Genomic DNA, 26,507 nt, shown 5'->3' with positions numbered 1-26,507 from the left:
CCATGCCCATTGCAGCCAAGGACGTGATTCAGCGCGGCGTGGTGACCACCCAGGACACCACCTCGATCCGCTGGCCAGTGGGCGAGTGGGTGCGCTACCTCAATGACGGTCAGCGTGAAATCATGCTGCACCGTCCTGATGCGTTCAACAAGAGCGCGGTGATCGATTGCGTGGCCGGTACTAAGCAGGCACTGCCGGCCGATGGTGCCAAGCTGATCGATGTGCAGCGCAATTCCACCGCTACCAGCAAGCGCGCCGTGCGTATCTGCAGCCGCGAGATTCTGGATGCGCAGATGCCCAACTGGCATAGCATCCCTGGCGCGGCCGAGATCGTGCATTTCATGTACGACCCGCGCGAGCCCAAGGCCTTTTGGGTGTATCCGCCGGCGACGATTGCGGCCAAGCTGGAGGTCAATTATTCGGCCACGCCCACGGATATTGCGGAGCCGGCGGCGGGGTCTGACTATACGGCGGTGGTGGGCGATATCTCGGTGGCGGACATCTACGCCAACTCGCTTCTGGATTACATGCTGTACCGCGTGTACCTCAAGGATGCCGACTATGCCGGCAATGGCGCACGCGCTCAGGCGCATTACGCAGCGTTTGCGACAGCGCTGGGCATCGACCTGAAGGCCACGCTGTCGGCAGCTCCCGTGTCGGTGGGTAATCCGAACTTCCGCCAGGGCAGCAGCGCCGCGACGGTGCCGGTGGGCCAATGATGCGCGATTGGGCGGACTTCTTCCCCGACGTGCTGCCCGCGGTGGAGCTCGGCACGCCTGAGCCGACCGTGGTGCACCAGCTGCGCCGCGCGGCCCAGGACTTCTGCCATCGCACGCGCGCCTGGCGCGTGACGCTGGAGCCGATCATCACGGTGGACGGTCAGTCTGAATACGCCATCCCGCTGCCCGAGCAGACCACTCTGGTGCGGGTGGAGGGTGCAGATCTGTTGGGGCATGGATCCCTGGTTCTGTGGCGTCAGGGCCAGGGCGACGGTCAATACCTGATGACACCGGATGCACGCAGGGTGGTGCTGCGCCGCCCTGTAGCGGCTGACCTGGGCTTGGTGTTGGATGTGACGCTCAAACCGGGCGATATGTCCTTGGGCATCGATGACGCGGTGTTCGATCAATACAGCGAAGTGATTGCTCTCGGTGCCGTGGCGCGCCTGCGCGGTGATCCCGTGCTACGCGGCGACTTCAATACGCGCTGCGAAACCATCAATGTCGAGGTGTGGCGTGGTCGGGCGGCGGTGCGGCCGCGCGTGCGCCCGTATTTCTGAGGGGTGGTGATGAAGGTAACGGTTTCTGGTTTCTCTGGCGCCGTGAATGCGCCACACCCCAAGCTGCTGCCGGAGACGGTGGGCACGGTTTCGTGGAACCAGAAACCGGGGCGCGGCGACTTCCGGCCCTGGCGCGATCCATTGGACGTAGCCACGGTTCCTGATGGGAGGCAGTCCATCTATCGCTTCGGGCGCGACGTGGCTGAGGATGGGCGCTACTGGTTTTCGTGGACGGGCATTGTCCATGCCGTGCGCGGCATGGTGGCCGATGACACGACGGAGCGGACGTATTACACCGGCGACGGCTTCCCCAAGTGGACGGACAACACGATTGCGCTGGCCGGCGGCAGCTATCCGGCGGCCTGGCGTAAGCTGGGGGTGCCCGCGCCCATTTCCGCGCCCACGGTGGCGGCTGCCGATGGCAGTAGCACGGAGACCGAGGTGCGCTACTACGTCTACACCTATGTGACGGACAAGGGCGAGGAGAGCGCGCCCGGGCCGGTGTCGGCCGCCGTGACGGTGCCCACGGACGCGACGGTCAATATCACGGCCATCCAGGCGCCGCCTGCGGGCGCCTTCACTATCAACCGGGTGCGTATCTACCGCACGCAGACCGGCACGACAGGGACGGCGGAATTCTTCTTTCTGCGCGAGATTGCCGCGGGCGTGGAGAGCACGACGGACGACGGGCGCACGCTGGGCGAGGTACTGGAGACAGTGGACTGGCTGGAGCCGCCCCAGGATCTGTCGTACCTGACAACCATGTGGAACGGGATGATGGCGGGCATCACTGGCAATGCGGTGCGCTATTGTGAGGCCTACAAGCCCTATGCCTGGCCCATGGCCTATGAGACATTGCCGCCGGACGCGAAGCCGTTGGCGCTGGCCACCTTCGGGCAGCGGCTGTTGGTGCTGACCACGGCCGACCCGGTCCTGGTGGCCGGGACTTCACCGGACAGCCTGGACGAGCAGCCGCTGGAGGTTGGGCAGGCCTGCCTGGCACCGCAGGCGGTGGTGAGCTTTGGTCATGGCGTGGCCTGGCCGGCGCCGGATGGACTGGCCTACTACGGCGCGGGCGGTGCCAAGCTGATCACGAACGGGCTGCTGACGCGCGATGACTGGCAGGCCATGAACCCGGCGGGCATGGTGGCGGGTTTATATGAAGGGCTGTTTCTGGGCTTTTATACCGATGCCGGTGGCGCGCGGCGCGGCTTTCTGGTGGACCCGATCAATCCCGCGGGCCTCTTCCATCTAGAAAAAGGCTATGACGCGCTGTACCTGGACCGGCTGCAGGATGCGCTGTATGTGCTGGACGGAACCAAGGTGCGCAAATGGGATGCGGGCGCGGCGCTGATGAGCGCGCGCTTTGTGTCTAAGGTGTTTGCGATGCCGGCGCCGGCCAGCTTTGGCTGGGGCAAGGTGGTGGCGGACGGCTACCCGGTGACGCTCAAGCTCAATGCCCTGGAGCTGAGTGCGCGCGAGGTGGCGGCGCATATCGCAACCTTTGGCCCGCGCTGTGTGGCGGTGAGTTCTGGTGTGCAGTTCACTCTTTCTGCGGCGGGGCCAGAGGCCTTCCGCCTGCCGCCAATTCCTGCGCGGGCCTGGCAGATTGATCTGTCGGGCCAGCAGGCGGTGCAGGGCGTGGCCCTGGCACAGGCCGTGGAGGAGCTGCGCTGATGACCACCCCCCCCCGCAAGGATTTACCCAACACGAGCGCGCCGAACTGGAACCAGCGCGTGACCGAAGAGCTGCGCGTGCTGATGGGGCGCGCCGGCAATGGTCGGGCCCTGACGGCCAGGGACCTGATTGATTCCGGGATTGCCAAGCCGGGCGCGGGCGGTGGCCTAGTGCCCGGTGTGCCGGGGGGAGGCGACACCGAGCCGGATCTGACACCGCCGCCGATGCCCACGGGCTTCACGGTGTCGGCAGGCCTGAGCACGGTGTTTGTGGAGCACGATGCCCCCGGATACACCCAGGGGCACGGGCACGACCGGACGGTGGTGTATGGCGTGCTGCAGACGGGCAGCACGGCGCCGACGTTCGACCAGGCCGTGGTGCTGTTCCAGTTCCAGGGCACCATCGGCGCTTATCCCGCGGCGCTGGGGACGCGCTACCGGCTGTGGATCAAATGGCAGTCCCAGGATGGCGTGCAGTCGGTATCGCCCGCCGGCGGCACTAACGGCCTGGATGTGCAGACGGGCAGGATTGGCAACAACGATCTGGGGCCGCTGATTGTGGAGGCTGGCAACCTGGCCAATGGCTCGGTGAGCACCACCAAGCTTGCGGCCCAGGCCGTGGACGCGACCAAGTTCGCGGCGGGCATCGAGCCCGTATCGGTGAGCACGTCGGACACACTGCCCACGGTCAAGAGCACCAGCACCATTGTCTGGCAGGGCAAGCTCTATCGGTGGGATGGTGGCAAGTACACGGCCGAGGTTGCTGTGGTGGACCTGTCGGGGCAGATTGACGCGGCCAACCTAGCCGACAATGCGGTGACGGTGAGCAAGATCGCAGCAGGAGCAGTGAGCGCCGGAAAACTTGCTTCTGATGCCGTAACCGCAGAGAAGATTGCAGCAGGAGCGGTTGACATTGCGAAGTTCGCGGCAGGTATTCAGCCTGTGACAGTGTCAACGTCCCCCACACTGCCGACTGTGAAGTCGACTGAAGCGCTCACATGGCAGGGCAAGCTTTACCGATGGGACGGCACAAAGTACACCACAGATGTGTCGGTTGTAGACTTGGCGGGCCAGATCGCGGCGACACAGATTGCCGACGGTTCTATCACTACCCCGAAGCTGGCCGCAAACTCTGTGGTGGCAGGCAAGATCGCAGCCAACGCCGTAACTTCAGACACCGTTGCTGCCAACGCAATCACGTCGGCCAAGATCGCTGCGGGTGCAGTCAGCGCCGAGCAGGTCGCAGCCAAGGCCATTACCGTAGAGAAACTGTCGGTTGCGCTGTCGGACAACCTGATTGCCAACAATACCTTTGCGAATGACGTAATTGCTAACAACGTACCGCCCTCTGGCTGGTCTCGTATCTTCAACACCGGGAATGACGTAATTCGAGTAGCGGAGCCTACTGGCGCTAGCATTCCGGCCCCTCGTTCGATTATCTTCGCCCGAGATGCGGGTTCCACTGGCGAACTCTCGATCAACGCGACTTCCGTGAACTTCAGCGAGACAGCCGCTGCAGGTACTGGAGGCGTACTTGTAGAGCCTGGGGATGAGTTCCTCATGGAGTGGTGGGTACAGCAGTCAACTGTTCAAGCCTGCCAGATCAGCTTTATCACTGCTACACCTGATGGAGGTATTTCTGTCTCGGACGTGGCCCTGACACCCATCAGCAATGTTGATGTTTACGGAACGACTTGCAACTCCACGATAGGTGTTTACAACTGGGGCAAGTCTCAAGTTGTGGCGAAGTACATCGGGGCGACTCCAAAGCGAATCTACTTCCGTTTCTCTCACGCTATTCTGGAGACGGGCCCTGCAGCCTGGATGCAGATCGCCATCCCATATATCCGTCGTCGAAACGCGGCCAAACTGATTGTCGATGGGGCTATCACGGCACGCCAGATCGCCGCTAACTCCATTACGGCAGGTCAGATCGTAGCTGGAACGATCACCGCTACGGAACTCGCTACTGGAGCCGTTACTGCAGCCAAGATCGCAGCCGGCGCTATCACGGCAAACGAACTCGCAGCCGGGTCAGTCACAGCCACTCAACTTGCCGCCAACTCCGTGGTGGCCGGTAAGGTTGCAGCAAACGCTGTAACGGCCAACGAGATCGCGGCCAACGCGATCACAACAGCGAAGATCGCTGCTGGAGCTGTGAACGCTGGACAGATCGCAGCTAAGGCCATCACGGTAGAGAAGCTGGCGGTTGCTCTGTCGGATAACCTTATCGAGAACAACGCTTTCGCAAATGACGCGATTGCTAACAACGTAGCACCCTCTGGCTGGTCGCGCCTTACGACATTCGGCGCAGACGTAATTCGGGTCGCCGAACCTTCAGGTGCAGGAATTCCAGCGACCCGGACTATCATCTTTTCTCGTACTACAGGCTCTTCTGGAGAGCTGTCTATCTGCCCAGGAACGGTAAACTTCAGCCTAGCTGATGTCGCTAGTACTGGCGGCACACTTGCTCAGCCTGGGGACGAGTTTTTGGTCGAGTGGTGGGTACAGCAGACTGACATTCAAGCAAGTCAGATCAGCTTCATCACTATCGCACCTTCGGGCGAACTTTCTACAACTGACGTAGCTCTGGAGGCCGTCAGCAACATTGCGATCTACGGGACTACATGTAACTCTACTGTAGACATTAATGCTTGGGGCAAGTCTCAAGTCGCTGTGAAGTACACGGGTACGACACCTAAGCGCCTGTACTTCCGATTCGCGCACGCTTCCGGCACTGCGCCATGGGTACAGATCGCTCTTCCGTACATCCGTCGACGCAACGCGGCCAAGCTGATTGTCGATGGGGCTATCACTGCAGGCAAGATCGCAGTCGGTGCTATCGCAGTAGGCACTGCTGCAATTCAGGACGGCGCTATCGTCAACGCGATGATCGGGAACTTGTCCGCGGACAAGATTACCGCCGGTACTCTGGATGCGGCGCGGATCGCGGCCGGCACGATCACCTCTACGCATCTGGCCGCAAACTCTGTCATTGCAGGCAAGATCGCGGCCAACGCAGTTACGGCGGGCACTATTGCCGCCAATGCTGTGACCGCCGCCCAGATCGCGGCTGGAGCTATCACTGTCGACAAGCTCGCGGCAGGATCTGTGACTGCGGAGAAGCTGACTGTTGGTACCGGCGGCAACCTATGCCCTGACTCGGCGTTTACGCCAGGTCTTGCGTTTTGGGGTTTCTGGTCACCTCACTCGCAGTATCAGAGCTGCTTGCGAAGCGTCAACCTGAACGCCGACTATTCCGTACCCGGGAGCCCTACATATTTCATGCAGGATGTTACGCAGTACGGCGCCGGGGGCTCTATCGACACCTACTTCAAGAGTGTCTACAGCAGCCCTGTATCGGTGGTTCCTGGTGAGCGCTATGAACTCAGTATTTACGGTGCATGGCACCGCTGCAATGGTCGTGTTCATGCGGAGTTCCGCAATGCTAGCGGTGGAGCGTTTGGCTTGACCAAGCTCGGTAATGACATCGTCAATTCTCCAGGCGGCGGGCAGGTCCTAAGCAATTACGTTCGTGCTGGTGGATTTGTCACGGTTCCGGCTGGTGCAGTGTCGATGGTGATCTTGATGCAGCAAGGGCCACTACTTGCGAATCAGACGGATAAGTCCTGCTACATGTTCTTGACCCGACCGTTCATCGGACTGGCCAACCCCAACCAGACCGAACTGTCACCTTGGACGCCTAGCTCCAATACCAACATCTTGCCTGACGGCATCACTACGCCGAGCATTGCCGCTCTCGCGGGCCGATTTGGTGAGATTGACATTCGACCCCAGCCTGGTTCGTCTGGCGTGATTCGGGTGTGGGATGAGAACAATGTTTTGCGTGTTGAACTGGGGATTCTCTAATGCCACAAGGTCTGCGAATTCGTAATGCAGCCGGGACCGTAGTTTTCGATACGTCGGTTCGACTTGGGCGCCTATTAGGAACCATCATTATTCCGGCGGGAACTTCATTATCTGGGTCGGCCAATGTACCCGGATTAACGGAGGGGATACCTTTCATTGTGCCCGTGTTCAATGCAGGCTACTTGGACATGGACATGGACATTTACAGCGTTGGCGTCGAATGCATGCCTGTCTTCAGTTTCTCAGGGGAAACTGCTTTTTGGAGTAGGTCTGTATTTAGCGAATGGTATAGGAACGCTGGATTTGCTCAGATAGAAGTGCTTGTGGGGGTGCGCTGATGGCTGCAGGTCTTAGGGTTAAAAATGACTACGGGACATTTCAGATAAATGACACGTTCCCCAATTTTGTCCTGCACTCGAAGCAGACTGTCACCCCTGCCCAGACGTCTGATCAAAACATTGGCTTGTCAGAGTTGTCGGTTCCGGCCGGGGCCATCACAGCTATCCGCTCCACTACACCTACCTGCCATTTGAGGGCCAGCGGAACCAAGTTGCAACTTGTTCAGCGACCAAACCTTTCCGGCCTGGGGCCAGTTGAGGTGTATATCTTCCATCGCCAACCGAACGCGCCAATTTCCGGAGCTGGACTTAGGATTAGAAACGCTCAGGGGATTATTGCCTTCGACTCAAACTACGGGCCTTTGAAGATTATTGATGTCATCAATGGGGAGGGTACTTTTGCACTGCCTTCTTCAAATGTCGCGTTAATTCCTGTATATCAAGCCAAGGACACGGTAGATGCTTGGTTTGGTGCTCAACCTAATGTATATAGAGGCATTGGCTCTCAATACGCGTATACGAAATTTAATGGGGCACAAGTCGAAATCGGAAGAACTTCCTTGTGGGCATATTATAAAAGTGAAAGTGCAAATCCAAACTTCCCGTCAATGAACGGTCAATACAACAACAGCCAATACCTTGTTGTAGACACCGTCGGATTATGAGCGCGAGCGGGAAATTCAGCTGATGTGCTTTTCAAATTTGTACGAATGATTTTTTAAAGGAGGCCGATATGACGGTTCTGAAAGCTATCAACACCAACAACGGCATGGCCGGCGCCCACCGGGTGGTCAAGGCTGAAATCCAGGACCAGGGACTGCAGCTGCAGGTGCATATGTACCTGACAGCCGAGGACGCGGCGAACAATCAAAACCTGCGCTGGCAGGAGTACCCGGTGCTGCCGCTTGCCGCGCTGGATGTGCAGGACCCCTGGGGCTCGCTCGAGCGCGGCCTGGTGGCACAGGTGGGTGGTCTTCTGGAAGGCGGTACCTTTGTGGCGGATGTGGCGGCCGATGACATCGGTACTGCCAAGGCCGTGAAGTGGGCAGAAATCAAGGCCATCCGCGACCAGCTGGAATGCGGCGGATTCGACCTGGCCGGTGTGGGCCGCTTCGATAGCGATGCAGAGAGCCGCGCGCGCATCGTGGGCGCATCGATGGCAGCCAAGATCGCGCGTGATGCTGGCCAGCCCTATGCGATCAACTGGACCCTGGCGGACAACACCACAGTGGAGCTCGATGCCGACGCGGTGATCAACGTGGGCTTTGCCCTGCTGGCCCATGTGGACAGCATTCACCAGCGAAGCCGCGCACTCTATGCAGAGATTCAGGCTGCAGAGGATGCCCAGGCCGTGGCATCCATCAGCTGGTCCGGACCCGCGCCCGCGCCTGAACCAACACCAGAGCAAGACGAGCCCGTCGAAGCCTGAGCAACCCATTACCAAATAGAGGAGCCACCATGACCGTAGACGCCATCAACCCCCGCCTGAATGAAGTCCTGCAGAGCAACGTCGGCAACAAGCTGACTGCCGAGCTGTCGGCAGGCATCGTGGGCACGATTCAGCAGCTGATGAACAGCATCGCCCAGGAAGCTTATGCAGCTGGCCAGGCCTCCGAGCGCGAAAAGGCAGCAGCGGCCGCGGCTGTGTCTGCAGAGCCAACTGATGCCGCCGGCGTGACGGACGTGGAGGCGAAGCCCGTCTCCTGATACCCCCTTGAATTTGGGGCCGGGCCGTCGTTTCATGTGCCCTGCCGGATTTGCTGGCGCTGGAGAACCCATGCGTGGATTGCTTGCTGTGGCCCTGGCCAAACGTATCGGACAGCCCTTGACCATCGAGGTGGCGCGCGAGGTGGTGGCCGAGTGTCTGCCGGACCTAGCCGTGGGCGCGGTGGCCGTGGAGCGGCGCGGCGATCTGGTGTTCCAGGCCGAGCAGTTGGGGCCGGACCCCGCAGCCGGCGAGCTGGCCGCCCAGCGCCTGCGCTTCCTCGAGGAAACCTTGCCGCCTGGCGTGACGGCCCACGTGCAGTGGGATGAGCTGCGCCAGATTGAGCGCACCGGCCAGCTGCTGATTCTGACCGTGCGCCGTGACGGGCTGCTGCTGGGCAGCGTGTGGCTGAACCTGTATCAGGACCTGAATACTGGGGAGCCAGTGGCCTGTGACGACATGCTGTTTATGGAGCAGGGCGCGCGCGGCGGCATGGTGGTGGTGCACCTGTGGCGCTATGCCGAGCGGGTGCTGGCGCAGCTGGGCCGCGTGCAGATGAGCTGCCATTCGCGCGAGGCCAACAATGCCGGCCGCCTGGCGCGGTTTGTGGGTGGACAGATAACCCACACGGGTTTCTCGAAACGGATTGGCTGTGGCCAGGAGCGGGCGCAGCGCGCCGGAAAGGACTGAGCGATGGGGAAAAGCACCAAGGTTGATAACTCCGGGGCCAACGCGGCCGCCCTGATGCAGGCGCAGCTGTCCAGGGAGCAACTGGACTGGGCCAAGCAGATCTACGGCGAGACGGCCGATGAACGCGCAACGGCCACGGCGATTGCCGACCAGGTGTCGCGCTCGCAGCTGGAAGCCCAGAACCTGCAGAACAAGGTGGCCCAGGCGGGCTATGAGGACTACACCAGCACCTTCCGCCCGCTGGAGCAGAAGCTGGTGGCCGATGCCCAGGCCTATGACACCCCGGAGCGCCGCGCCGCTGAGGCTGCAGCCGCAAGCGCCGATGTGGAAACCAGTATCGCTGCCCAGCGCGACGCCACGATGCGCGCCATGGAGCGTTCGGGGGTGAACCCCGCCAGCGGCAAGGTGATGGCCATGGCTGGGTCCTTGGACATTGGCGCAGCCAAAGCCAAGGCCGGCGCGGCAAATGCAGCCATGAAGACTGTGGAGCAGCAGGGCTATGCCCGGCGCATGGACGCGGCCAACCTGGGGCGCAATATTGCCAGTGCACAGGGCACCAATGCCTCTATCGCCTCGCAGCTGGGCGCGGGTGCGGTGGGCAGTGCCAATGCCGCACTGGGGTCTGCTGCCAGTGGGCAGGGGATTCTGAATTCAGGCTACGCAGGCGCCCAGGCCGGGCTGGCCGGGGCCGCGAATACGTACAACCAGATCAGTCAGACGCAGATTGCGTCAGGCTCTGCCAATAACGGACTTTGGGGCGCGCTGGGGAGCGCAGCCGGCATGATGGGGGCAGCGTATTTGGGGAGGCCGGTGGGCAACAACACACCAACCCAAATTACCTCAGATCGAGAACAGAAGCGCGATATACAGGCTGCTTCCACAAAAGGCGCGCTGAGTGCTGTAAAGGATACGCCAGTTGCGCTGTGGCGCTACAAAGAGAACTCTGCGGCTGCGGATGGTGGGGCGGTTCACGTGGGGCCAATGGCGCAAGATCTTCAGCGGAATGCCGGAAATGCTGTTGCGCCAGAAGGAAAAAAAATTGACCTCATCAGCGCAAACGGGCTCTTAATGGGGGCCGTTCAAGAACTGTCAAAGCAAGTTGACAGCATCGCCTCTAGAGTTGGGAGGCGGCCATGGCACCGGTAAATCTGGGCAGTATCGGGGAGGCAAGCAGTTTGTTGCAGCGCTTGCTCATGAATCAGGAAGCTTGAATTAAGCTGAGGTATCGCTTTTCCGGCCTTACAGAGTCATTCGTCATGCATTGACCAGTTGGAGCATATTCAAACACGCGGCCGTTCCGGATATAGAAAAGATTGTTGCATGTAACGTTGTTGTCCACGCAGTTGGCACTAAAGGCAGTGCCACCGCAGTACGTACCCTTGAGAGCATTTATATAGTTCCTGATTTCGACTCCTGATGAGGTTGTACGAGTTGTCATCTGCATCGTCGAAAAAAGTGAATGCGTGTCCAGTGCTTCCACTGGCATTCCCTTCCAGCTATCTAAGTCGGCTTGGCGAACAGTCGCAATCTCTTGGGTCGCGCATCCGACAAGCGTCATGGCGGCAATGCTCATCACGATTTGAAAAGCTCTCATCTCTATCATTCCTCCTATGTGAAGGAATGTAGCAGAGGGCTAGTCCTTGCTCTTCAGTAGCTGGGTTGCGGCGAGGATCTGTGTGGATTCGAGCTGCGCTTTTTCCATCACCATTTGGCGGTAGGTTTTCCCGTGAACGAGGGCGTAGATGCAATCCCGCAATACGCTGGCCGTATCTTGGCCGCGCTGAGCGCAGTGCTGAAGCCACAGTTCATGGGTGGCTTCATCGATCTTAGTCTTGGCGTCGCAGGTCAGCTTGCCCAGAGGGCCTGCGATGCCTCGGGCAAACATGGGCATATCGTCTGTGTCGGGTGGCTGTTCCATTCCTCTTTCTCTCCTTTGTGAAGGAATGTATCAGAGGTGCAGCCGAGTCCATCCAGTCTGTCAGTAGCCTTCAATCAAAGGCATTTCCGTCCCATCGACCGCAATCATCACGCCCGTGGTGTTGTGGTCGATTTCAATTGGGACGCCCCACATTTCATCGGGCTTGGCAAAGGCGTTGACGATGTTGAACTGCCGCAGTTCTTCCGGCGTCATCTTGATCAGCTTGGGATAGGCGTTGTTGTGGGCCTTCCAGTGCCGGAGGAACGTGTGGCAAACGCGCTTGTGGACGGTGTGGATGGGGGATTCATCGGTCATGGCGTGATTGTTGCCGATTCATCGAGCCGCAGGATTTGAATGCCGGAGGCTCAGAAAGGGGCAGGGGAGCGCGTCACGCTTGCCGGGCCAGGCCCAAAGAACACAAGACCACCCTCGATGGTGACCACAAGCACCCATCCGGGGTGAACTGCTTCTGTGATGTAGTCGCTGGCGCGGCCAGGCAGGATGCGCGCAGTGGGATATCCGTATCGGCTCGGTGTGTGTAGTAGGGTCGGGTGCCAGTCGTCACAGGTCATCATCATTCAGGCTTGCGCACTACACCCAGCATTGTGTTTTGGTGCGTGCGCTTCCAGTATTCGTCCAACGTGTCGGCCACTTCGATGACTCTTAGCGTTCCTTCAACCGGGGTCGCGTCTGGGTGTTCCTTCTTGATCCTTTCCTCGGAGCAGAGGTAGCTAGTCGTGCGCCACTTGCCGAGATGGTCTTGATAGCGCCAGTTGTAATGATGCTCGATGTGCATAAGGCCTCCTGCGAATACTGTTTATTTATACAGTAAATTTACAAGCAGGGTTGATCGGAGTCAAATTGAAGCTCGGCTAAAGGAGGTCCCCCATGACCGATTCTGAAGATGACTTCGATGATGAAGACGATGTTGGGGAGTTTGGTGATGTGGAGCGGGAGCTATACAGCTCTCTGATACCGCAGCCCAAGTCCACTGTGGCAGTGCTGAATGTTCTGGCTACCCAGGTTGGCCTCATCGGCCAAGGCGAGTGGGTCACCGAGGAGATGCGCACGTTTGCCGGGTCGATCATCGAGCGCTGCGCCCGAAACGCTTACCAATCCATAGAGCATGCTGCACCACCGAACGAGTACATGGAGCGTGTGATGCTCCCTGAGCCTATAGAGGAAATCAGGAAGGAAGACAGCTACACCATCTCAAGATCCAAGATCGCGTTGCTGAATGGGCTTGCAGCGGATGCTGGACTCATTGAGCAAGGGGCTTGGGTTTCTGAAGAACAGCGCCGCTTTGCGGGTGCGGTCATCAAGATGTGTGCCTGGCATGCAAGGTATGCCCTGTTGATTGATGAATCCCCAAGCGATTACGTCAAGCGCTGCATGAAGCTGGAGTCTCTGGATGAGGCGCGGCAGGTCATGGCCGAGTATTGGCGCGAGCTTGACGAGGAGCTTCAGTATGCTGGAGGCGGTGACATCAACGATGGCGACTGATGTGCAACCGCTTTAACACCCCCTCAGAGATAGAGATAGAGCGTCACTTTCGCATTGGCCGGGAATCTCCGGGCTGGTGGAAGGATGAGCGCCTGGACATATTCCCCCGAGCGTCAGGGCCGTTCCTGCGCCGCGCGGTCGATGACCCGGGTTACAGCATCGAGGGGGTGACGGGCCAGTGGGGGCTGATCCCCTGGTTCGCAAAAGAGCGGGTGCTGAAGTACAGCACCAACAATGCGCGATCCGAAGAGCTGGCCAGCAAAGCCAGCTACAAGACGCCCTGGGCGCGCGGCCAGCGCTGCATCATTCCTGCCTGGAGCTTTGACGAGCCGAACTGGGAGACAGGGAAAAACGTGTGGTGGAGGTTTCGCCGGGCCGATGGCGCGCCTTGGGCGCTGGCCGGGCTGTGGAATCGCTGGAAGGATCCAGCGTCCGGAGAGCTGGTGGACAGCTACACCATGCTGACCATCAATGCCGACTCACATCCCCTGATGAGCCGCATGCACAAGCCAGACCCCAGGCTGCCGGCCGACCAGCAGGACAAACGCAGTGTGATACCGATCGAGATGCAGGATGTGGATCAGTGGCTAGCGGGGACTCAGAAGGAAGCGTCTGAACTGTTGTGTCTGGCACCGGTTGGCGTGTTCGATGCCGCACCGGCCTAGTTCCAGGCGCCTGCTATCGGCCAGAAGCAGCCCTTAGAGGTTTACTCACAGGTGACGGCTTCAGGTGACGGACACTCAAGGTTTCGAAGGCCAGAGGCGAACCGAACCACTTGAAAGCTGTCGGTTGCCTTAGTAGTGAAAACACACACAAACTGAGTAAGGGCTCTGTTGGCAGCCAATATTGCACGAATATCCGAGTGCGACAGCCGACCTCCTATGCGATCTGCGGGAGTAAGCGCACGAAAATCAGGGCAATTCACAACCAAGCCACACGCACTTGCACTGTCACATGAGCGCACTTGCATTCACTTGGTTCCGATTAGAGGTCGCTCTAACAAGGGCTACTTGATGGCCCAAACCTCGTCATAAGCGAGCGCTGCCAAGTCGCCAGTTCGACGCTCTATCTCTGCTGTTCCCCAAGTCGTTGCAGCCTCGATCTGAGGCTCCAAGATGTAGCCATGACTTTTGAGCGAAGCTTTCTTGGCCGCGAAGCTATTGGCCGCAAGAACCTCTGCGTTGTACTTCACGGGCACACCCAAAAGATTACCGATGCTGTGCAATGACGGGGCACCGGTGTTCTGTGAAAGAAGGTGTTCGAGCGACTGCCCCCCGCGGTCAACATCGACTGCTGGGTTTCGGTGCTTGTAGATCTTCCACAAGGTGTAGCCGATGATCTCCTTGTGCCTTGGCGTCAAGTAATTGAGTGCCTTAAACCGTGTGATGAACGTATCCCGAGCAGGCACCTTGCCTTTAATTTTCTTTTTGAACTCGTTGATGCATAGACCGCGAGCATTTGCGTCAGTAGCAGATGCCAGAGCTCGTGCATGAGAAGCGTACATTTTGCTCACACCGCCAGATGACGGCAGATTGCTGATCGTCGTATACAGGTAGTGATAGCGCTCCACGAGCCAGAAAATCTCTCGCACCTGGCCATCTTTAAGTTTCTTGGAACTGAACAGACGTAGCACCGTCAAGAGGAATGGATTTGCGATCTGGATATTCAGAACATCCGAGATGCACCGAAGCGAGTCTTCAATATCCCGGTTTCCCTTGTTCCAAAAGGAGAGCCTTTCGGGTTCAATAATTCCACGGTAAAGATCACTATCGGTCCTGAGCTCATCTAAGAATGCGCGCACGTTGGTGGCAGACACTTCACTCTTGATGGCTTTAAAAAGCTCCCTCTCTGTCGTGAAGGAGTGCTTTGAAAGCCAGTGGTGATGAAGGAATGTGGCCATTTGAATCGGCCTGCTGGCCTGCTCCAAAGTGCTCTGAATTTCCGTCCAATGGTCTTTGGGCCTGTCAATGGCCTTACCCTTTGAAGGAAGCAGCCGCAGCAGATGATTCTTCGCAAGATCTGCGGCAGTGAGGTCCTTGCCCCGAGTGTTGAGCGTCTCAAAAATCAGATACGCGTCGTCTTGGTTGTCCAGGGTGATCGAAATCACCTTGAGACCTAGGATCTTATCCCGTACACGTTCCAACCACTTTTTGCTAGCAGTCTTTGCTTTTGAAGGATCAACCTTAGAGGCGGCCTCCTTTACGCCCTGATCGATGAGGGAATGGATGAGTTTGTAGGCAGCACTGATCGCTTCCTCTTCTTCACCCACGTCAATCTCTGTCTCCTCCTTTTCAAGGCTCTGGATCTTCGCTTGTAGGTAGGGATATGAGGTCTCGGTTTTAAGAACGAACTGTGCTTGATCGTTTAGGTCCCGCGTTTCAATCAAACGGTGCACCCCTTTGGCAGGTGCAGCAAAACCCAAATCGCTGAACTTATCCCGAATAGCACACAGAGCAATCGTGATAGTGGTAATGCGCTGCTGGCCATCCACAAGACCAAAGGAGGAGCTTGAGATGTTGTAGGAGACAAACGACCCGATGAAGTAGTCCTTTTTTAGGTCCGATGTGCTATCAACCCAAAATTCTTCAACGTTGTCCTCATCCCAAGAAAATGGACGCTGAAAACGTGGAATTAGATACGTTCCAGTCTCTAAGACTTGACGTATATCTTTTTCGATACACTGAATTTTCATCTCTTGCTCTACGAAATTAGGCTAGGGCACTCCATTTTGAGGACCCCATTCCAAACACATTTTCAGGACACGCCCGATACTTTACTACTTTCATAACTAATTGTAGTACTTCGTTCCTCCTACTTGTCGTCTCTGACGTTTGGACATATCACCTTATTAATAGCCAGCTTTGGAGAGTCATCGTGGAACGTCAGCAAGTAGCCGGCTTCATGGAGTACGTCGCAAAACGCCTATGTTGCCTTTCGCCACGTAAAGGGCGTAGCTTCATATGGATCGAAAGACAGCAATGGGTCGTTTACGGACTTGGGCTTTGTCGAAGCTCGCGTGAGGCCTTACGCCAATCCCATGGCGCGATTGGCTCGGCATCTTGCCAAAGTCCAACTTTTCGAGCCTTGGCCTCTTGCTCCGCAAACTCATATTGCCCGCGCTCCAGCGGCGATTGTTCGCGGGCATATGCGCGATACCACCAGGCCATGCCTTGCGTGACCATGGCCAAGCCTGCATCGAGTGTGCGCGGCCCGGTAGGCGCTGATGCGGGTGCAACCCAGACAGAGCACACCTGTCGCTTGTACCGGTCTGTCTTGGTGCAGCGCAGCTCAGCCTCTTTCTGAAATGTCAGCTCGGCCAGTGCCTGCCGGGCACGCTCCCCGAATGGCTGCTTGCGCTCAGGGGCATCGATGCCCTGCAGCCTCACCTTGACTTGCTCGTATTGTCCTGGCTCGCCGCATCGAGCTGTCAGGGTGTCGCCGTCTGAAATGCCAACGACAAGGCAGAGGAGGGTGGCTGAGAGCATGGGCTGAGTGTAGCCATCAGTGCTATTTAGGCCTGAACCACAAAGATGCAAACTTTTTTTGACTGCTCGGAATAGCCATTTCTCGGGCATCTGTATGCCGAGGAGGCAAAAAAATAGCCTGCAAGATGGATCATCATGCAGGCTCTCTTTTTGCTAAAAAACCGGAACACATGCCGGAACAGTTCCCGGAACGTCTTCAAAAGTTATAGCATTACATAAGTGGTGCCCGGGGCCGGAATCGAACCGGCACGCCTTGCGGCGGGGGATTTTGAGTCCCCTGCGTCTACCAATTTCACCACCCGGGCTTCGCTTAGCGCAGACGCGAATTATGGCACAGTATTGGACATGAAAACTTATTCGACCATCGAACATGCTATCGGTCACACGCCGCTGGTGGCATTGCAACGTATCGGCGCGGATGCCAACCGAGAACGTGCAAACGTAGTGCTGGGCAAGCTCGAAGGAAACAACCCGGCTGGCTCCGTCAAGGACCGGCCTGCACTGTCCATGATCCAGCGTGCTGAAGAGCGCGGCGAAATCAAGCCGGGCGATGCACTGATTGAGGCAACGTCGGGCAACACCGGCATTGCCTTGGCCATGGCTGCTGCCATCAAGGGCTATCACATGATTCTGATCATGCCCGAGGATCTGTCCATTGAACGCGCCCAGACCATGAAGGCCTACGGTGCCGAACTGATTCTGACGCCCAAGAGCGGCGGCATGGAATATGCGCGCGATCTGGCCGACCAGATGGTGGCGCAGGGCAAGGGCGTGTTGCTGGACCAGTTTGCCAACCCCGACAACCCGCGGGCCCACTACGAAACCACAGGCCCAGAACTGTGGGAGCAGACCGGTGGCGAGATCACCCACTTTGTGAGTGCCATGGGTACCACCGGAACCATTACTGGCGTGGCCAAGTTCCTCAAGGAAAAGAACCCGAACATCAAGATCATCGGCGCTCAGCCTTCCGAGGGCTCACGCATTCCTGGCATCCGCAAGTGGCCCGAGGAATATCTGCCCAAGATCTATGACGCTTCGCTGGTCGACGAGCTGGTCTATGTGTCCCAGGACGATGCCGAAGACATGGCCCGCCGCATGGCGCGTGAAGAGGGTATCTTCGCGGGCATCTCGGCCGCCGGTGCATTATGGGTGGCCCAGGAGATTGCCAAGCGCGAGCAGAACGCCACCATCGTGTTTGTGGTCTGCGACCGCGGTGATCGTTACCTCTCCACGGGCGTGTTTCCGGCATGAGCCATGTCTTTTGCGTGATAGCGCAAAATTGAATCAAAGCTCCAAATGACAGGCAGCGCTTATCTATCAAGCGCTGACTGCTATCAATATCAAGAATAGGACTTACGCAAACAAGAATGCAACAGCGGCCCGCCTTCTGAGACAGCCGCCTCGCCTGAACCCGTTTTGCGTAAGTCGTGAAGAATACGGAGAGCCTCATGGCTTATGAAGTCCGCTTTTGTTCCAATTGCGCGACCGAGCTGCAATGGATTGTGGCCAGCGAGGACAGTGGCGAGGTGCAGCGTCTGCGCTGCCCTAATTGCGGGTTCACGCATTGGGGCAATCCCACGCCGGTACTAGCGGCCGTAGTGGAAGGTGACGATGGTCGCGTGCTGCTGGCGCGAAATGCGCTGTGGCAGCACGGCGTTTTCGGCCTGATCACAGGCTTTATGGAGGCCGGTGAATCGCCCGAAGCCGGAATCTGTCGCGAGGTGCTCGAGGAAACAGGGCTGCGCGTGAAAGCGCTGCGTCTGCTGTGCTGCTCGGAGTTTTTGCGCATGAATCAGGTGCTGATTGCCTACCATGTGCGCGTGGAGGGTAGGCCCGAAGACGTGAGGCTTTCTCCGGAGTTGCTGGAGTATCGTTGGCAGACGGCCGAGGAGTCGTTGTGCTGGCCTGCGGGCACGGGCTATGCGCTGGCAGAGTGGATCAAGCAAAAAGGCTTTGAGCCGCGCTTCGGTGCTTTCCGTCCCGGTCAGAACCCCGAGCCTGATCCCGCCAAATGGCCTGTGCGACGCTGGGCTGAGGACCCGCGCTTTACGGTGGCCCCGGCTTTGGTTTGAGCAAAGACCGCGCTGGCACTGCCAGCGCCCGGTTTTTCTACAATCGGCGCTGACGAGGAATTCACCCCATGCACGTAGACCAAGAAGTTGACACCCGCGGCCTGAACTGTCCGCTGCCCATTCTCAAGGCCAAGAAAGCGCTGGCCGCCATGCAAAGCGGTCAGTTGCTCAAGGTCGTGGCCACGGATACCGGCTCCATCCGGGACTTCCAGGCCTTTGCCAAGCAGACCGGCAATGAACTGGTGGAGCAGCAGACGGTGGGTGATGAATTCATCCATATCCTGCGCCGACGTTGAAGACCGGTGCTTGACGTGAAAAAGGCCTGCATTTGCAGGCCTTTTTCATCAGGGGCTTGGAGGGCCGGGCTTAGAGGCTCAAGTTCTTGAGGTACTCGCGAAAGCTGTCGCCCACATCGGGGTGCTGAAGCGCCAGTTCCACCGTGGCCTGCAGAAAGCCTTCCTTGCTGCCGCAGTCATAGCGTTTGCCTGCGTACTGGAAAGCGTAGACGGCCTCGTGCTGCATCAGGCGCTCTATGGCATCGGTCAGCTGTATCTCTCCGCCCACGCCCTGGGGCTGGTTGCGGATCTGGTCGAAGATGGCCGGAGTCAGCACATAGCGGCCGGCCACGCCCATGCGCGACGGGGCTTTTTCGGGAGCAGGCTTTTCCACGATCTCGTCGATACGCATCAGCGGTCCACCCGCAGGCTCGCCTTTGACGATCCCGTAGCGCTTGGTGTGCTCCAGCGGCACTTCCTGCACGGCCAGCAGCGAGCGGCCCTGCTTCTGGAAGGCAGCCGTCATCTGCGCCATCACGCCGGGGCCGCCATTCTCTCCGGTCATCAGGTCGTCGGCCAGAATCACGGCAAAGGGCTCGTTCCCTACCAGAGGCTCTGCGCACAGCACGGCGTGGCCCAGACCCAGGGAGCGGGGCTGGCGCACGAACAGGCAGTTCATGTCGGCCGGGCTGACGCTGCGCACCAGGTCCAGCATGGCCTGCTTGCCGGCATTCTCGAGCTCGTTCTCGAGTTCGTAGGAGGTGTCGAAATGGTCTTCGATGGCCCGCTTGCTGCGGCCAGTGACGAACACCATGTCGCGGATGCCGGCCTCGTAAGCCTCTTCCACTGCATACTGGATCAGCGGCTTGTCCACCACGGGCAGCATCTCCTTGGGGGAAGCCTTGGTGGCGGGCAGAAAACGGGTGCCCAGACCTGCAACGGGGAACACGGCTTTGCGGACGCGGGTTTGATTGCTCATGTGCTTGTCTTTTCTGGATGGAAAAAAGGCGCAGTTGCCTGCGCCTTGTTTTATCAGGCAGTTTAGCGGTGTTTAACCGAGGCGAGCCAGTTGCTCGTTGATGCGTGTCAGCGTGGCGCCAAAGTCGGCCAGACGCTTACGCTCCTGCTCCAGCACGGCGGCGGGCGCCTTGGCGCAGAAGGCTTCGTTGCTCAGCTTGCCATTGGCTTTCACGATTTCACCTTCCAGACGCTTGGCTTCCTTGCTCAGGCGGGCCTTCTCGGCTTCCACGTCGATCTCCACGAACAGCGCCAGGCGGATGTCGCCCATCACGTTCACGGGCGAGGCTTGAGCCGCGGTGGCCCAGGCGGCTTCGTCATCAAACACCTTGACTTCGCTGAGCTTGGCCAGGTTCTTGAGCACGTCGGCATTGGCGCGCAGGAAGGCCGAATCATCGGCATTGCCGGCCACGGCCAGCAGCGGCAGGCGCTGGGCGGGCGAGACGCCCATCTCGCCGCGCAGGGCACGGCAGGCGTCCACCATCTGCTTGATACGGCCAACGTAGGCAATCGATGCTTCGTCGATCTTCTCAGGCTGGGCTTCGGGGTAGCGAGCCACGGCGATGGAGTCGCCCTTGAGGCCGGCCACGGGCGCAACCTGCTGCCACAGTTCTTCCGTCACAAACGGAATGATGGGGTGGGCCAGACGCAGAATCGCTTCCAGCGTACGGATCAGCGTGCGGCGGGTGGCCCGCTGCTGGGCTTCGTTGCCGGTCTGGATCTGCACCTTGGCGATTTCCAGATACCAGTCGCAGAACTCGTTCCAGACGAAGTCGTAAATCGTGTTGGCGACATTGTCCAGGCGGAATTCGGCAAAGCCCTTGGCCACTTCGGCCTCGACCTTCTGTAGCTGCGAGGCGATCCAGCGGTCGGGCTGGCTGAAGTGCATATAGCCGGCAAATTCGCCGCCGGGCTGGCATTGTTCCTTGGTGTGAGGAGCCAGGCCGCAGTCATGGCCTTCGCAGTTCATCAGCACAAAGCGCGAAGCATTCCAGAGCTTGTTGCAGAAGTTGCGGTAACCCTCGCAGCGCTTGCTGTCGAAGTTGATGCTGCGGCCCAGAGACGCCAGGGCCGCAAAGGTGAAGCGCAGCGCATCGGCGCCGTAGGCTGGGATGCCTTCGGGGAATTCCTTTTGCGTGTTCTTGCGCACCTGTGGAGCGGTCTCGGGCTTGCGCAGGCCGGTGGTGCGCTTGTCCAGCAGCGGCTCCAGCGAGATGCCGTCGATCAGATCGACGGGGTCCAGCACATTGCCTTCGGACTTGCTCATCTTCTTGCCTTGCGCATCGCGCACCAGGCCGTGGATGTACACATGCTTGAACGGCACGCGACCGGTGAAGTGCGTGCTCATCATGATCATGCGGGCGACCCAGAAGAAGATGATGTCGTAACCCGTCACCAGTACCGAGGAGGGCAGGTAAAGGTTGTAGTCATCGTCGGCGGCATTGCCCTGCTCGGGCCAGCCCATGGTGCTGAACGGCACCATGGCCGAGGAGTACCAGGTGTCCAGCACGTCGGCATCGCGGGTCAGCTTCTTGCCGGGGGCCTGAGCCTGGGCTTCTGCTTCGTTCTTGGCAACATAGATGTTGCCTTCCTCGTCATACCAGGCCGGAATCTGGTGGCCCCACCACAGCTGGCGCGAGATGCACCAGTCCTGGATGTTGTTCATCCACTGGTTGTAGGTATTGACCCAGTTCTCGGGCACGAACTGGACTTCACCGGAAGCGACAGCGTCGATGGCCTTCTGGGCGATGGACTTGCCGGTCGGGTCCTGGTCGCTGACCTTGCTCATGGCAATGAACCACTGGTCGGTCAGCATGGGTTCGATCACCTGGCCGGTTCGGTCGCAGATCGGCACCATCAGCTTGTGCTTCTTGATCTCGACCATCAGGCCCAGCTCTTCCAGGTCGGCCACGATGGCCTTGCGGGCCACGAAGCGGTCCATGCCGCGGTATTTCTCGGGCGCCTCGTCGTTGATCTTGGCTGTCAGCGTCAGCACGCAGATCATGGGCAGCTTGTGGCGCTGGCCCACCTGATAGTCGTTCTGGTCGTGGGCAGGCGTGACCTTCACCACGCCGGTGCCGAACTCCCGGTCCACATATTCGTCGGCAATGATGGGGATCTGGCGGCCCACCAGCGGCAGGGTCACGGTCTGGCCGATCAGGGCACGATAGCGCTCGTCTTCGGGGTGGACCATCACAGCCACGTCGCCCAGCATGGTTTCGGGGCGGGTGGTGGCGACCACCAGATTGCCTTCACCGCTGGTCAGCGGGTAGGCGATGTGCCAGAGCGAGCCGTCCTTTTCCTGGTTCTCGACTTCCAGGTCGGAAACGGCAGACTGCAGCACCGGGTCCCAGTTCACCAGGCGCTTGCCGCGGTAGATCAGGCCTTGCTGGTACAGCTTCACAAAGGTCTCTGTCACCACCTTGGACAGCTTGTCGTCCATGGTGAAGTACTCGCGGCTCCAGTCCACGGTATCGCCCATGCGGCGCATCTGCGTGGTGATGGTGTTGCCGGATTGTTCCTTCCACTCCCAGACCTTCTTGGTGAACTCGTCACGGCCCAGGTCATAGCGGCTCACGCCTTGGGTCTGCAGCTGGCGTTCCACCACGATCTGGGTGGCGATGCCTGCGTGGTCGGTGCCGGGAATCCAGGCCGTGTTGTAGCCCTTCATGCGGTGGTAGCGTGTCAGCGAGTCCATGATGGTCTGGTTGAACGCGTGGCCCATGTGCAGCGTGCCGGTCACATTGGGAGGCGGAAGCTGGATGGAGAACGAGGGCTGGGTTGCATCGGGCTTGCCCGTGCCGCGCACGCCGGCGTGGCCGTAGCCACGCTTTTCCCACTCGGGGCCCCAGTGGGCCTCGATGGCAGCGGGTTCGAAGGATTTGGACAGGCTCTCCAGGCCGGTTTGTGCAGGGGTGTCGCTCATAGTTTGCTTGTCAAGGAAAACGGCATCCCTGGGGATGCGGTCGATAGTTCGAGACGGATTGACCGATTCTAGCGATCTGGTACATGTGAGCGGCGCAGGTGGGTACTGGCTGCGGCAGGGCCGCGAAGAGCGGGCGGGTAAACTGCATCCACAGCCCTGGCTTGCCACCCCATGGCCCAGATGCACGAGGATGGCCTGAGCCATCCCGGCGCAGATAGCGGTCGGCCCGGAGGTTTCCGCAACCCGGGCGCGCAACGAGAGGATTACCCATGAGCACATTTCCCCCCTGTCCCCAATGCCGTTCCGAGTTCACCTACGAGGATGCAGGCCTGCTAGTCTGCCCCGAATGTGCGCATGAGTGGTCCGCCGAGTCTCAGGCAGCCGGCGAGCCGGAGTCCAAGGTCTACCGCGACAGCGTAGGCAATGTGCTGCAGGATGGCGATAGCGTCACCGTCATCAAGGATCTGAAGCTCAAAGGCTCGGCAGGTGTGGTCAAGGTGGGCACCAAGGTGAAGAACATCCGCTTGGTCGATGGAGATCACGATATCGATTGCAAGATCGATGGCTTTGGTGCCATGAGCCTGAAGACGGAGTTCGTGAAAAAGGCCTGAGTCGGCGTCTGACCGGCCCAAAGCGCAAAAGGCATCCCTGGGGATGCCTTTTTTATTGCCGCACTTCGATTTTCATTTGAACGGGCAGCTGTCAGGGGCGCCCGAAGCGCTGTTCTTAAACCGTGCCAGGAGGCACGAACTCGGGGCGGTCGTTGCTTTGCGGCTTGAGCGGAGCGCCGGACTTGCCTTCGGCGCGTTCCTTGCGCCACTGTTCCTTGCGCGCCGTCCACTCATCCAGGCGTGCATGGGCGGTCTTGCTTTCCTTGAGCATCTGCAGTTCGTCGGCCAACTGGGCCGTCAGCTCCAGGCGGATGCCGTTGGGGTCGAAGAAATAGATGCTCTTGAAGATGTGGTGGTCTGTCACGCCCAATACTTCCACGCCGCAGGCCTGCAGGCGGGCCTTGGTGTTTTCCAGTTCCTGCACGGAGTCCACGCGGAAGGAGATGTGGTTGATCCAGATGGGCGTGTTGGGGGAGGGCAGGGCTGCTTCGTCGTCGCCAATGTCAAAGAAGGCGATGAAGGAGCCGTCCTTGAGGCGGAAGAAGAAATGGGTGTAGGGGCAGTACTCGCCGGTGGAGGGGACGTAGTCGCTCTGGATGATGTGATAGAGCGGCAGGCCCAGGATGTCCTCGTAGAAGTGACGGGTCTCTTCCGCATCCTTGGCCTTGTAGGCGTAGTGGTGCAGCTGCTGCACAGCGGCAGGTGCGGGCAGCTGACTCATGTCCGCACGCCGGGGCTGGGAGTAAACCGGAGTAGGGGCGGCTTGGCTCATGCGATGTCTCCTTCGATTGTGTGAGTGGTTTTATTCTACTATTCGTAATTGATTAACCTAAAGTAAATTTTTCATTGGGGGAATTGGCGGGGTGCAGATGCAAAAAAGCCCGGACCGTTTGCACGGGCCAGGCCAAAGAGAGAGCCCGCAAAGGGCTTCACTCGAGAGTCTTTGCGGACGGATTACTGCTTCACGGCTTCGATCTGCAGGACCAGACGCACTTCCTTGGGGAAGCCGTAGGGGATGCCGTAGTTCACGCCCCACTGGGTGCGGTCGATGGTGGCCTCGAAGTCGCCGCCGCAGACCTCACGCTTTTGCAGCATGGGGCTTTCGTAGCAGGTGAACTTGTTAGCCTTGACGGTGATAGGGGCGGTCTTGCCCAGCAGTGTCAGCTGGCCAGTCACTTCCTTGAGCTTGTCGCCGTCAAACACGAACTTGTCGGAAACGAACTTGGCTTCGGGGAATTTCTCCACGTTGAAGATGTCGGCGCTTTGCAGGTGCTTGTTGAAGGCTGGCGTGCCGGAGTTCACCGAAGTCATGTCCAGGGTCACTTCCACCTTGCCGGTCTTGGCAGCCTTGTCGAACTGCACAGTGCCGCTTTTCTTGTCGAAGCGGGCACGGTTGGTGGAAGCACCAAAGTGATCGATCTCGAAAGTCGCGAACGTGTGTGTGGGGTCGATGGCGTAAGTGGCAGGCGCCGCCTGGGCAGCGGTGGCAAACAGGGACGCGGCGGCCAGGGCGAACAGAGTGGAACGCATGGTGAATACTCCTTCAGGGATTGGAACTATCAAAACATGAGCTATCAGCGCTTGACCATCAAGGGCTGGAGCTGAAAAGCGCTTAAAGCTTGCCGACGCCGGTCAGAGCCAGCTTGAATTGCACATTGACCTCGTCGGCCACCATGGAGGTGTCCTTCCAGTCGCCGTCGCCGATCTTGAAGTTCAGGCGCTTGAGTGCCAATGTGCCAGCGGCCGTGGTGGTGGCACCGGACTGGGTCAGCGTCACGGGCAGGCTTACCTTCTGTGCATTGCCCTTGATGGTCAGCGTGCCGTCCACCTGGAACTTGCCGCCGCCCAGAGCCTTGACGGCGCTGGAGTCGAAAGTGGCCTGGGGGAACTTGGCAACGTTGAACCAGTCTGCCTTGGGCAGTTCGGCATCGGTTTCCTTGGCACCCATGGTGGCGCTGCCGGTATCGACCGTGAAATGGATCTTGCTGCTCTCGGGCTTGGCGGCGTCGAAGGCAATCTGGGCGTCGAACTTCTTGAAGTGGCCCTTGAGCGGAACGCCCATCTGCTTGGCTTCAAAGTTGACGGCGCTTTGTGCGGGCACCAGGGCTTGAGCCGCCTGGGCAGCAGTGCCCATGAAGGCGGTGGCGATCAGTGCGGAGGAAAAAAGGATTTTCATCAAAAACTCCTTGTGATGAACGTACAAAAAACTCAAAAACCGGTGCGGCTTGAAGGAGCGAGACAGCAAGCAAGCGCCGCAGCGCAGCAAAGCTGTCGTCCCCCTGGGGGAGGCGGCGGGGCCGTCCCGGCAACGCCGCTCAGGGGGGCTACTGGCCTGGAATCATGCGTGACAGCAGTCCGTCGCGGTCAATGACCTGATGCTTGATGACGGCGGCGACATGCATCACCACCAGGGCTGCCAGCGCGTAGGCCAGATAACCATGCCAGGGCTTGAGTGCTTCGGCCAGTTCGGGGCTCTTGCTCACCAGGTCGGGCAGAGGCAGTTGGCCGAAGAGCACGATGGGAAAGCCAGCGGCCGAGCTGTACATCCACCCCACCAGCGGGATGGCAAAGAACAGTGCATACATCAGGTGGTGCACGCCATGGTGGGCCATGCGCTGCCAGCCCGGCATGGTGCGGGTGACGGCTTCGGGCAGCTCCGGCGGCCGGTGGGTGACGCGCCAGACCAGGCGCAGCACGGATAGGATCAGAATCGTCATGCCTGCCCATTTGTGCCAGTTGAAGTACTTGAGGCGTGTCGGCGAGAAAGGCAGGCCTGTCATATAGAGACCAAAGGCGAAGATGCCGATCAGCGCCAGAGCCAGAACCCAGTGCAGGGCGATGGCGGTACCGGTGTAGCGGGAGCTTGAGTTCATGGAAACTGCAATCAGAAAGTGCGGGTTGCGGGCACTGAGGGCCTGCTGAAATTGATATGCAGTGTATGAAGCGGCGAATGCAAAAAGGTTCAGCAGGATTGAGGTCTCAATTCAAAAAAGCTGAATGACCAAAGCCCGGACCACAGGCTGCAGCAGGGCAGCAGACTTCTTCAGCATTGAGCGGAATATGGATATACCGCTTTGCACGACAAGCACCAATGTCGGGAGCTAGTGCTGATGGGGATCAATTTTCCGAGTAATTAACTTGT

Annotated in this window: 27 protein-coding genes and 1 tRNA gene; 15 read left to right on the top strand and 13 right to left on the bottom strand. The window is 59.2% G+C overall.

All coding sequences use genetic code 11. The features are described from left to right. Positions 1-2 precede the first annotated feature (2 nt). From F3J24_RS17790 to F3J24_RS17750, 9 genes are all read left to right on the top strand, one after another. Positions 3-719, top strand: a complete 717-nt coding sequence (locus F3J24_RS17790; RefSeq protein WP_167009220.1) for a DUF6682 family protein — start codon at positions 3-5, stop codon at positions 717-719. Then, positions 716-1,279 (top strand): hypothetical protein, encoded by a 564-nt coding sequence (locus F3J24_RS17785; protein WP_167009217.1) that lies wholly within the window; start codon positions 716-718, stop codon positions 1,277-1,279. Before F3J24_RS17790 ends, F3J24_RS17785 begins: the two co-directional genes overlap by 4 nt. Positions 1,280-1,288: 9 nt before the next feature. After that, positions 1,289-2,956, top strand: coding sequence for a hypothetical protein (locus F3J24_RS17780; RefSeq protein WP_167009214.1), 1,668 nt, complete (start codon positions 1,289-1,291; stop codon positions 2,954-2,956). After that, positions 2,956-6,825, top strand: coding sequence for a hypothetical protein (locus tag F3J24_RS17775; protein WP_167009211.1), 3,870 nt, complete (start codon positions 2,956-2,958; stop codon positions 6,823-6,825). The genes F3J24_RS17780 and F3J24_RS17775 overlap by 1 nt, the downstream gene beginning before the upstream one ends. 337 nt (positions 6,826-7,162) lie before the next feature. Further along, positions 7,163-7,828, top strand: coding sequence for a hypothetical protein (locus tag F3J24_RS17770; protein ID WP_167009207.1), 666 nt, complete (start codon positions 7,163-7,165; stop codon positions 7,826-7,828). 68 nt (positions 7,829-7,896) lie between these two features. Then, positions 7,897-8,592 (top strand): DUF4376 domain-containing protein, encoded by a 696-nt coding sequence (locus tag F3J24_RS17765; RefSeq protein WP_167009204.1) that lies wholly within the window; start codon positions 7,897-7,899, stop codon positions 8,590-8,592. A gap of 29 nt (positions 8,593-8,621) precedes the next feature. Continuing rightward, on the top strand, positions 8,622-8,870 hold the full coding sequence (locus tag F3J24_RS17760; protein WP_167009201.1) for a hypothetical protein: 249 nt from the start codon (positions 8,622-8,624) through the stop codon (positions 8,868-8,870). A gap of 70 nt (positions 8,871-8,940) precedes the next feature. Then, entirely contained in the window at positions 8,941-9,558 is a 618-nt protein-coding gene (locus F3J24_RS17755; protein ID WP_167009198.1) for a GCN5 family acetyltransferase, read from the top strand. A gap of 3 nt (positions 9,559-9,561) precedes the next feature. Continuing rightward, a complete protein-coding gene (locus F3J24_RS17750) occupies positions 9,562-10,704 on the top strand; it encodes a tail fiber domain-containing protein (RefSeq protein WP_167009195.1) in 1,143 nt (380 codons plus the stop codon). Between the two features lie 52 nt (positions 10,705-10,756). Here the strand turns inward: F3J24_RS17750 and F3J24_RS17745 are convergent, their stop codons facing one another. From F3J24_RS17745 to F3J24_RS17730, 4 genes are all read right to left on the bottom strand, one after another. After that, the gene (locus tag F3J24_RS17745; RefSeq protein ID WP_167009192.1) at positions 10,757-11,152 is read right to left on the bottom strand and encodes a hypothetical protein; all 396 of its coding nucleotides are present in this window, start codon (positions 11,150-11,152) and stop codon (positions 10,757-10,759) included. Positions 11,153-11,191: 39 nt separating this feature from the next. Then, on the bottom strand, positions 11,192-11,476 hold the full coding sequence (locus F3J24_RS17740) for a hypothetical protein (protein WP_167009189.1): 285 nt from the start codon (positions 11,474-11,476) through the stop codon (positions 11,192-11,194). Positions 11,477-11,536: 60 nt separating this feature from the next. Further along, positions 11,537-11,791, bottom strand: a complete 255-nt coding sequence (locus F3J24_RS17735; RefSeq protein WP_167009186.1) for a hypothetical protein — start codon at positions 11,789-11,791, stop codon at positions 11,537-11,539. A gap of 259 nt (positions 11,792-12,050) precedes the next feature. Then, positions 12,051-12,272, bottom strand: coding sequence for a hypothetical protein (locus F3J24_RS17730; protein WP_167009183.1), 222 nt, complete (start codon positions 12,270-12,272; stop codon positions 12,051-12,053). 92 nt (positions 12,273-12,364) lie between these two features. Here F3J24_RS17730 and F3J24_RS17725 point away from each other — a divergent pair, with 92 nt between their 5' ends. Then, on the top strand, positions 12,365-12,979 hold the full coding sequence (locus tag F3J24_RS17725; protein WP_167009180.1) for a hypothetical protein: 615 nt from the start codon (positions 12,365-12,367) through the stop codon (positions 12,977-12,979). Then, the gene (locus F3J24_RS17720) at positions 12,979-13,644 is read left to right on the top strand and encodes an SOS response-associated peptidase (RefSeq protein WP_167009177.1); all 666 of its coding nucleotides are present in this window, start codon (positions 12,979-12,981) and stop codon (positions 13,642-13,644) included. Before F3J24_RS17725 ends, F3J24_RS17720 begins: the two co-directional genes overlap by 1 nt. Before the next feature lie 341 nt (positions 13,645-13,985). Here the strand turns inward: F3J24_RS17720 and F3J24_RS17715 are convergent, their stop codons facing one another. From F3J24_RS17715 to F3J24_RS17705, 3 genes are all read right to left on the bottom strand, one after another. Then, a complete protein-coding gene (locus tag F3J24_RS17715; RefSeq protein WP_167009174.1) occupies positions 13,986-15,671 on the bottom strand; it encodes a DUF262 domain-containing protein in 1,686 nt (561 codons plus the stop codon). 295 nt (positions 15,672-15,966) lie between these two features. Next, the gene (locus F3J24_RS17710; protein WP_167009171.1) at positions 15,967-16,464 is read right to left on the bottom strand and encodes a thermonuclease family protein; all 498 of its coding nucleotides are present in this window, start codon (positions 16,462-16,464) and stop codon (positions 15,967-15,969) included. 220 nt (positions 16,465-16,684) lie between these two features. Beyond that, a tRNA-Leu gene (locus F3J24_RS17705) sits at positions 16,685-16,769 on the bottom strand. 40 nt (positions 16,770-16,809) lie between these two features. Between F3J24_RS17705 and cysM the strand changes: the two genes are divergently transcribed. The 3 genes from cysM to F3J24_RS17690 all read left to right on the top strand — a co-directional run bounded on the left by cysM (position 16,810) and on the right by F3J24_RS17690 (position 18,832). Further along, positions 16,810-17,715: a cysteine synthase CysM gene (gene cysM, locus F3J24_RS17700; RefSeq protein ID WP_167009168.1), complete on the top strand. Its 906-nt coding sequence runs from the start codon at positions 16,810-16,812 to the stop codon at positions 17,713-17,715. 197 nt (positions 17,716-17,912) lie between these two features. Beyond that, the gene (locus F3J24_RS17695) at positions 17,913-18,536 is read left to right on the top strand and encodes an NUDIX domain-containing protein (protein WP_167009165.1); all 624 of its coding nucleotides are present in this window, start codon (positions 17,913-17,915) and stop codon (positions 18,534-18,536) included. 68 nt (positions 18,537-18,604) lie between these two features. Then, entirely contained in the window at positions 18,605-18,832 is a 228-nt protein-coding gene (locus F3J24_RS17690) for a sulfurtransferase TusA family protein (protein WP_003052800.1), read from the top strand. Between the two features lie 70 nt (positions 18,833-18,902). Here the strand turns inward: F3J24_RS17690 and galU are convergent, their stop codons facing one another. After that, entirely contained in the window at positions 18,903-19,790 is an 888-nt protein-coding gene (gene galU, locus F3J24_RS17685) for a UTP--glucose-1-phosphate uridylyltransferase GalU (protein WP_003052802.1), read from the bottom strand. A gap of 72 nt (positions 19,791-19,862) precedes the next feature. Then, the gene (locus tag F3J24_RS17680) at positions 19,863-22,754 is read right to left on the bottom strand and encodes a valine--tRNA ligase (protein ID WP_167009160.1); all 2,892 of its coding nucleotides are present in this window, start codon (positions 22,752-22,754) and stop codon (positions 19,863-19,865) included. Positions 22,755-23,023: 269 nt separating this feature from the next. Here F3J24_RS17680 and F3J24_RS17675 point away from each other — a divergent pair, with 269 nt between their 5' ends. Then, complete coding sequence (locus tag F3J24_RS17675) at positions 23,024-23,365, top strand: zinc ribbon domain-containing protein YjdM (RefSeq protein ID WP_167009156.1); 342 nt, start codon at positions 23,024-23,026, stop codon at positions 23,363-23,365. Between the two features lie 115 nt (positions 23,366-23,480). Here F3J24_RS17675 and F3J24_RS17670 read toward each other — a convergent pair whose 3' ends face one another. The 4 genes from F3J24_RS17670 to F3J24_RS17655 form a co-directional block, all read right to left on the bottom strand. Beyond that, positions 23,481-24,137 (bottom strand): VOC family protein, encoded by a 657-nt coding sequence (locus F3J24_RS17670; RefSeq protein WP_003052811.1) that lies wholly within the window; start codon positions 24,135-24,137, stop codon positions 23,481-23,483. A 182-nt stretch (positions 24,138-24,319) separates the two neighbouring features. Then, the gene (locus F3J24_RS17665) at positions 24,320-24,895 is read right to left on the bottom strand and encodes a YceI family protein (protein ID WP_003052814.1); all 576 of its coding nucleotides are present in this window, start codon (positions 24,893-24,895) and stop codon (positions 24,320-24,322) included. Between the two features lie 82 nt (positions 24,896-24,977). Continuing rightward, the gene (locus F3J24_RS17660) at positions 24,978-25,541 is read right to left on the bottom strand and encodes a YceI family protein (RefSeq protein WP_003052816.1); all 564 of its coding nucleotides are present in this window, start codon (positions 25,539-25,541) and stop codon (positions 24,978-24,980) included. Positions 25,542-25,689: 148 nt separating this feature from the next. After that, a complete protein-coding gene (locus F3J24_RS17655) occupies positions 25,690-26,238 on the bottom strand; it encodes a cytochrome b (RefSeq protein WP_167009154.1) in 549 nt (182 codons plus the stop codon). Positions 26,239-26,507 lie beyond the last annotated feature (269 nt).

This window comes from Comamonas sp. Tr-654, from assembly GCF_011752915.1.
GTDB lineage: Bacteria > Pseudomonadota > Gammaproteobacteria > Burkholderiales > Burkholderiaceae_C > Comamonas.
Note: the sequence above shows the minus strand (reverse complement) of the source record. Positions and strands in the feature narration are given on the sequence as shown.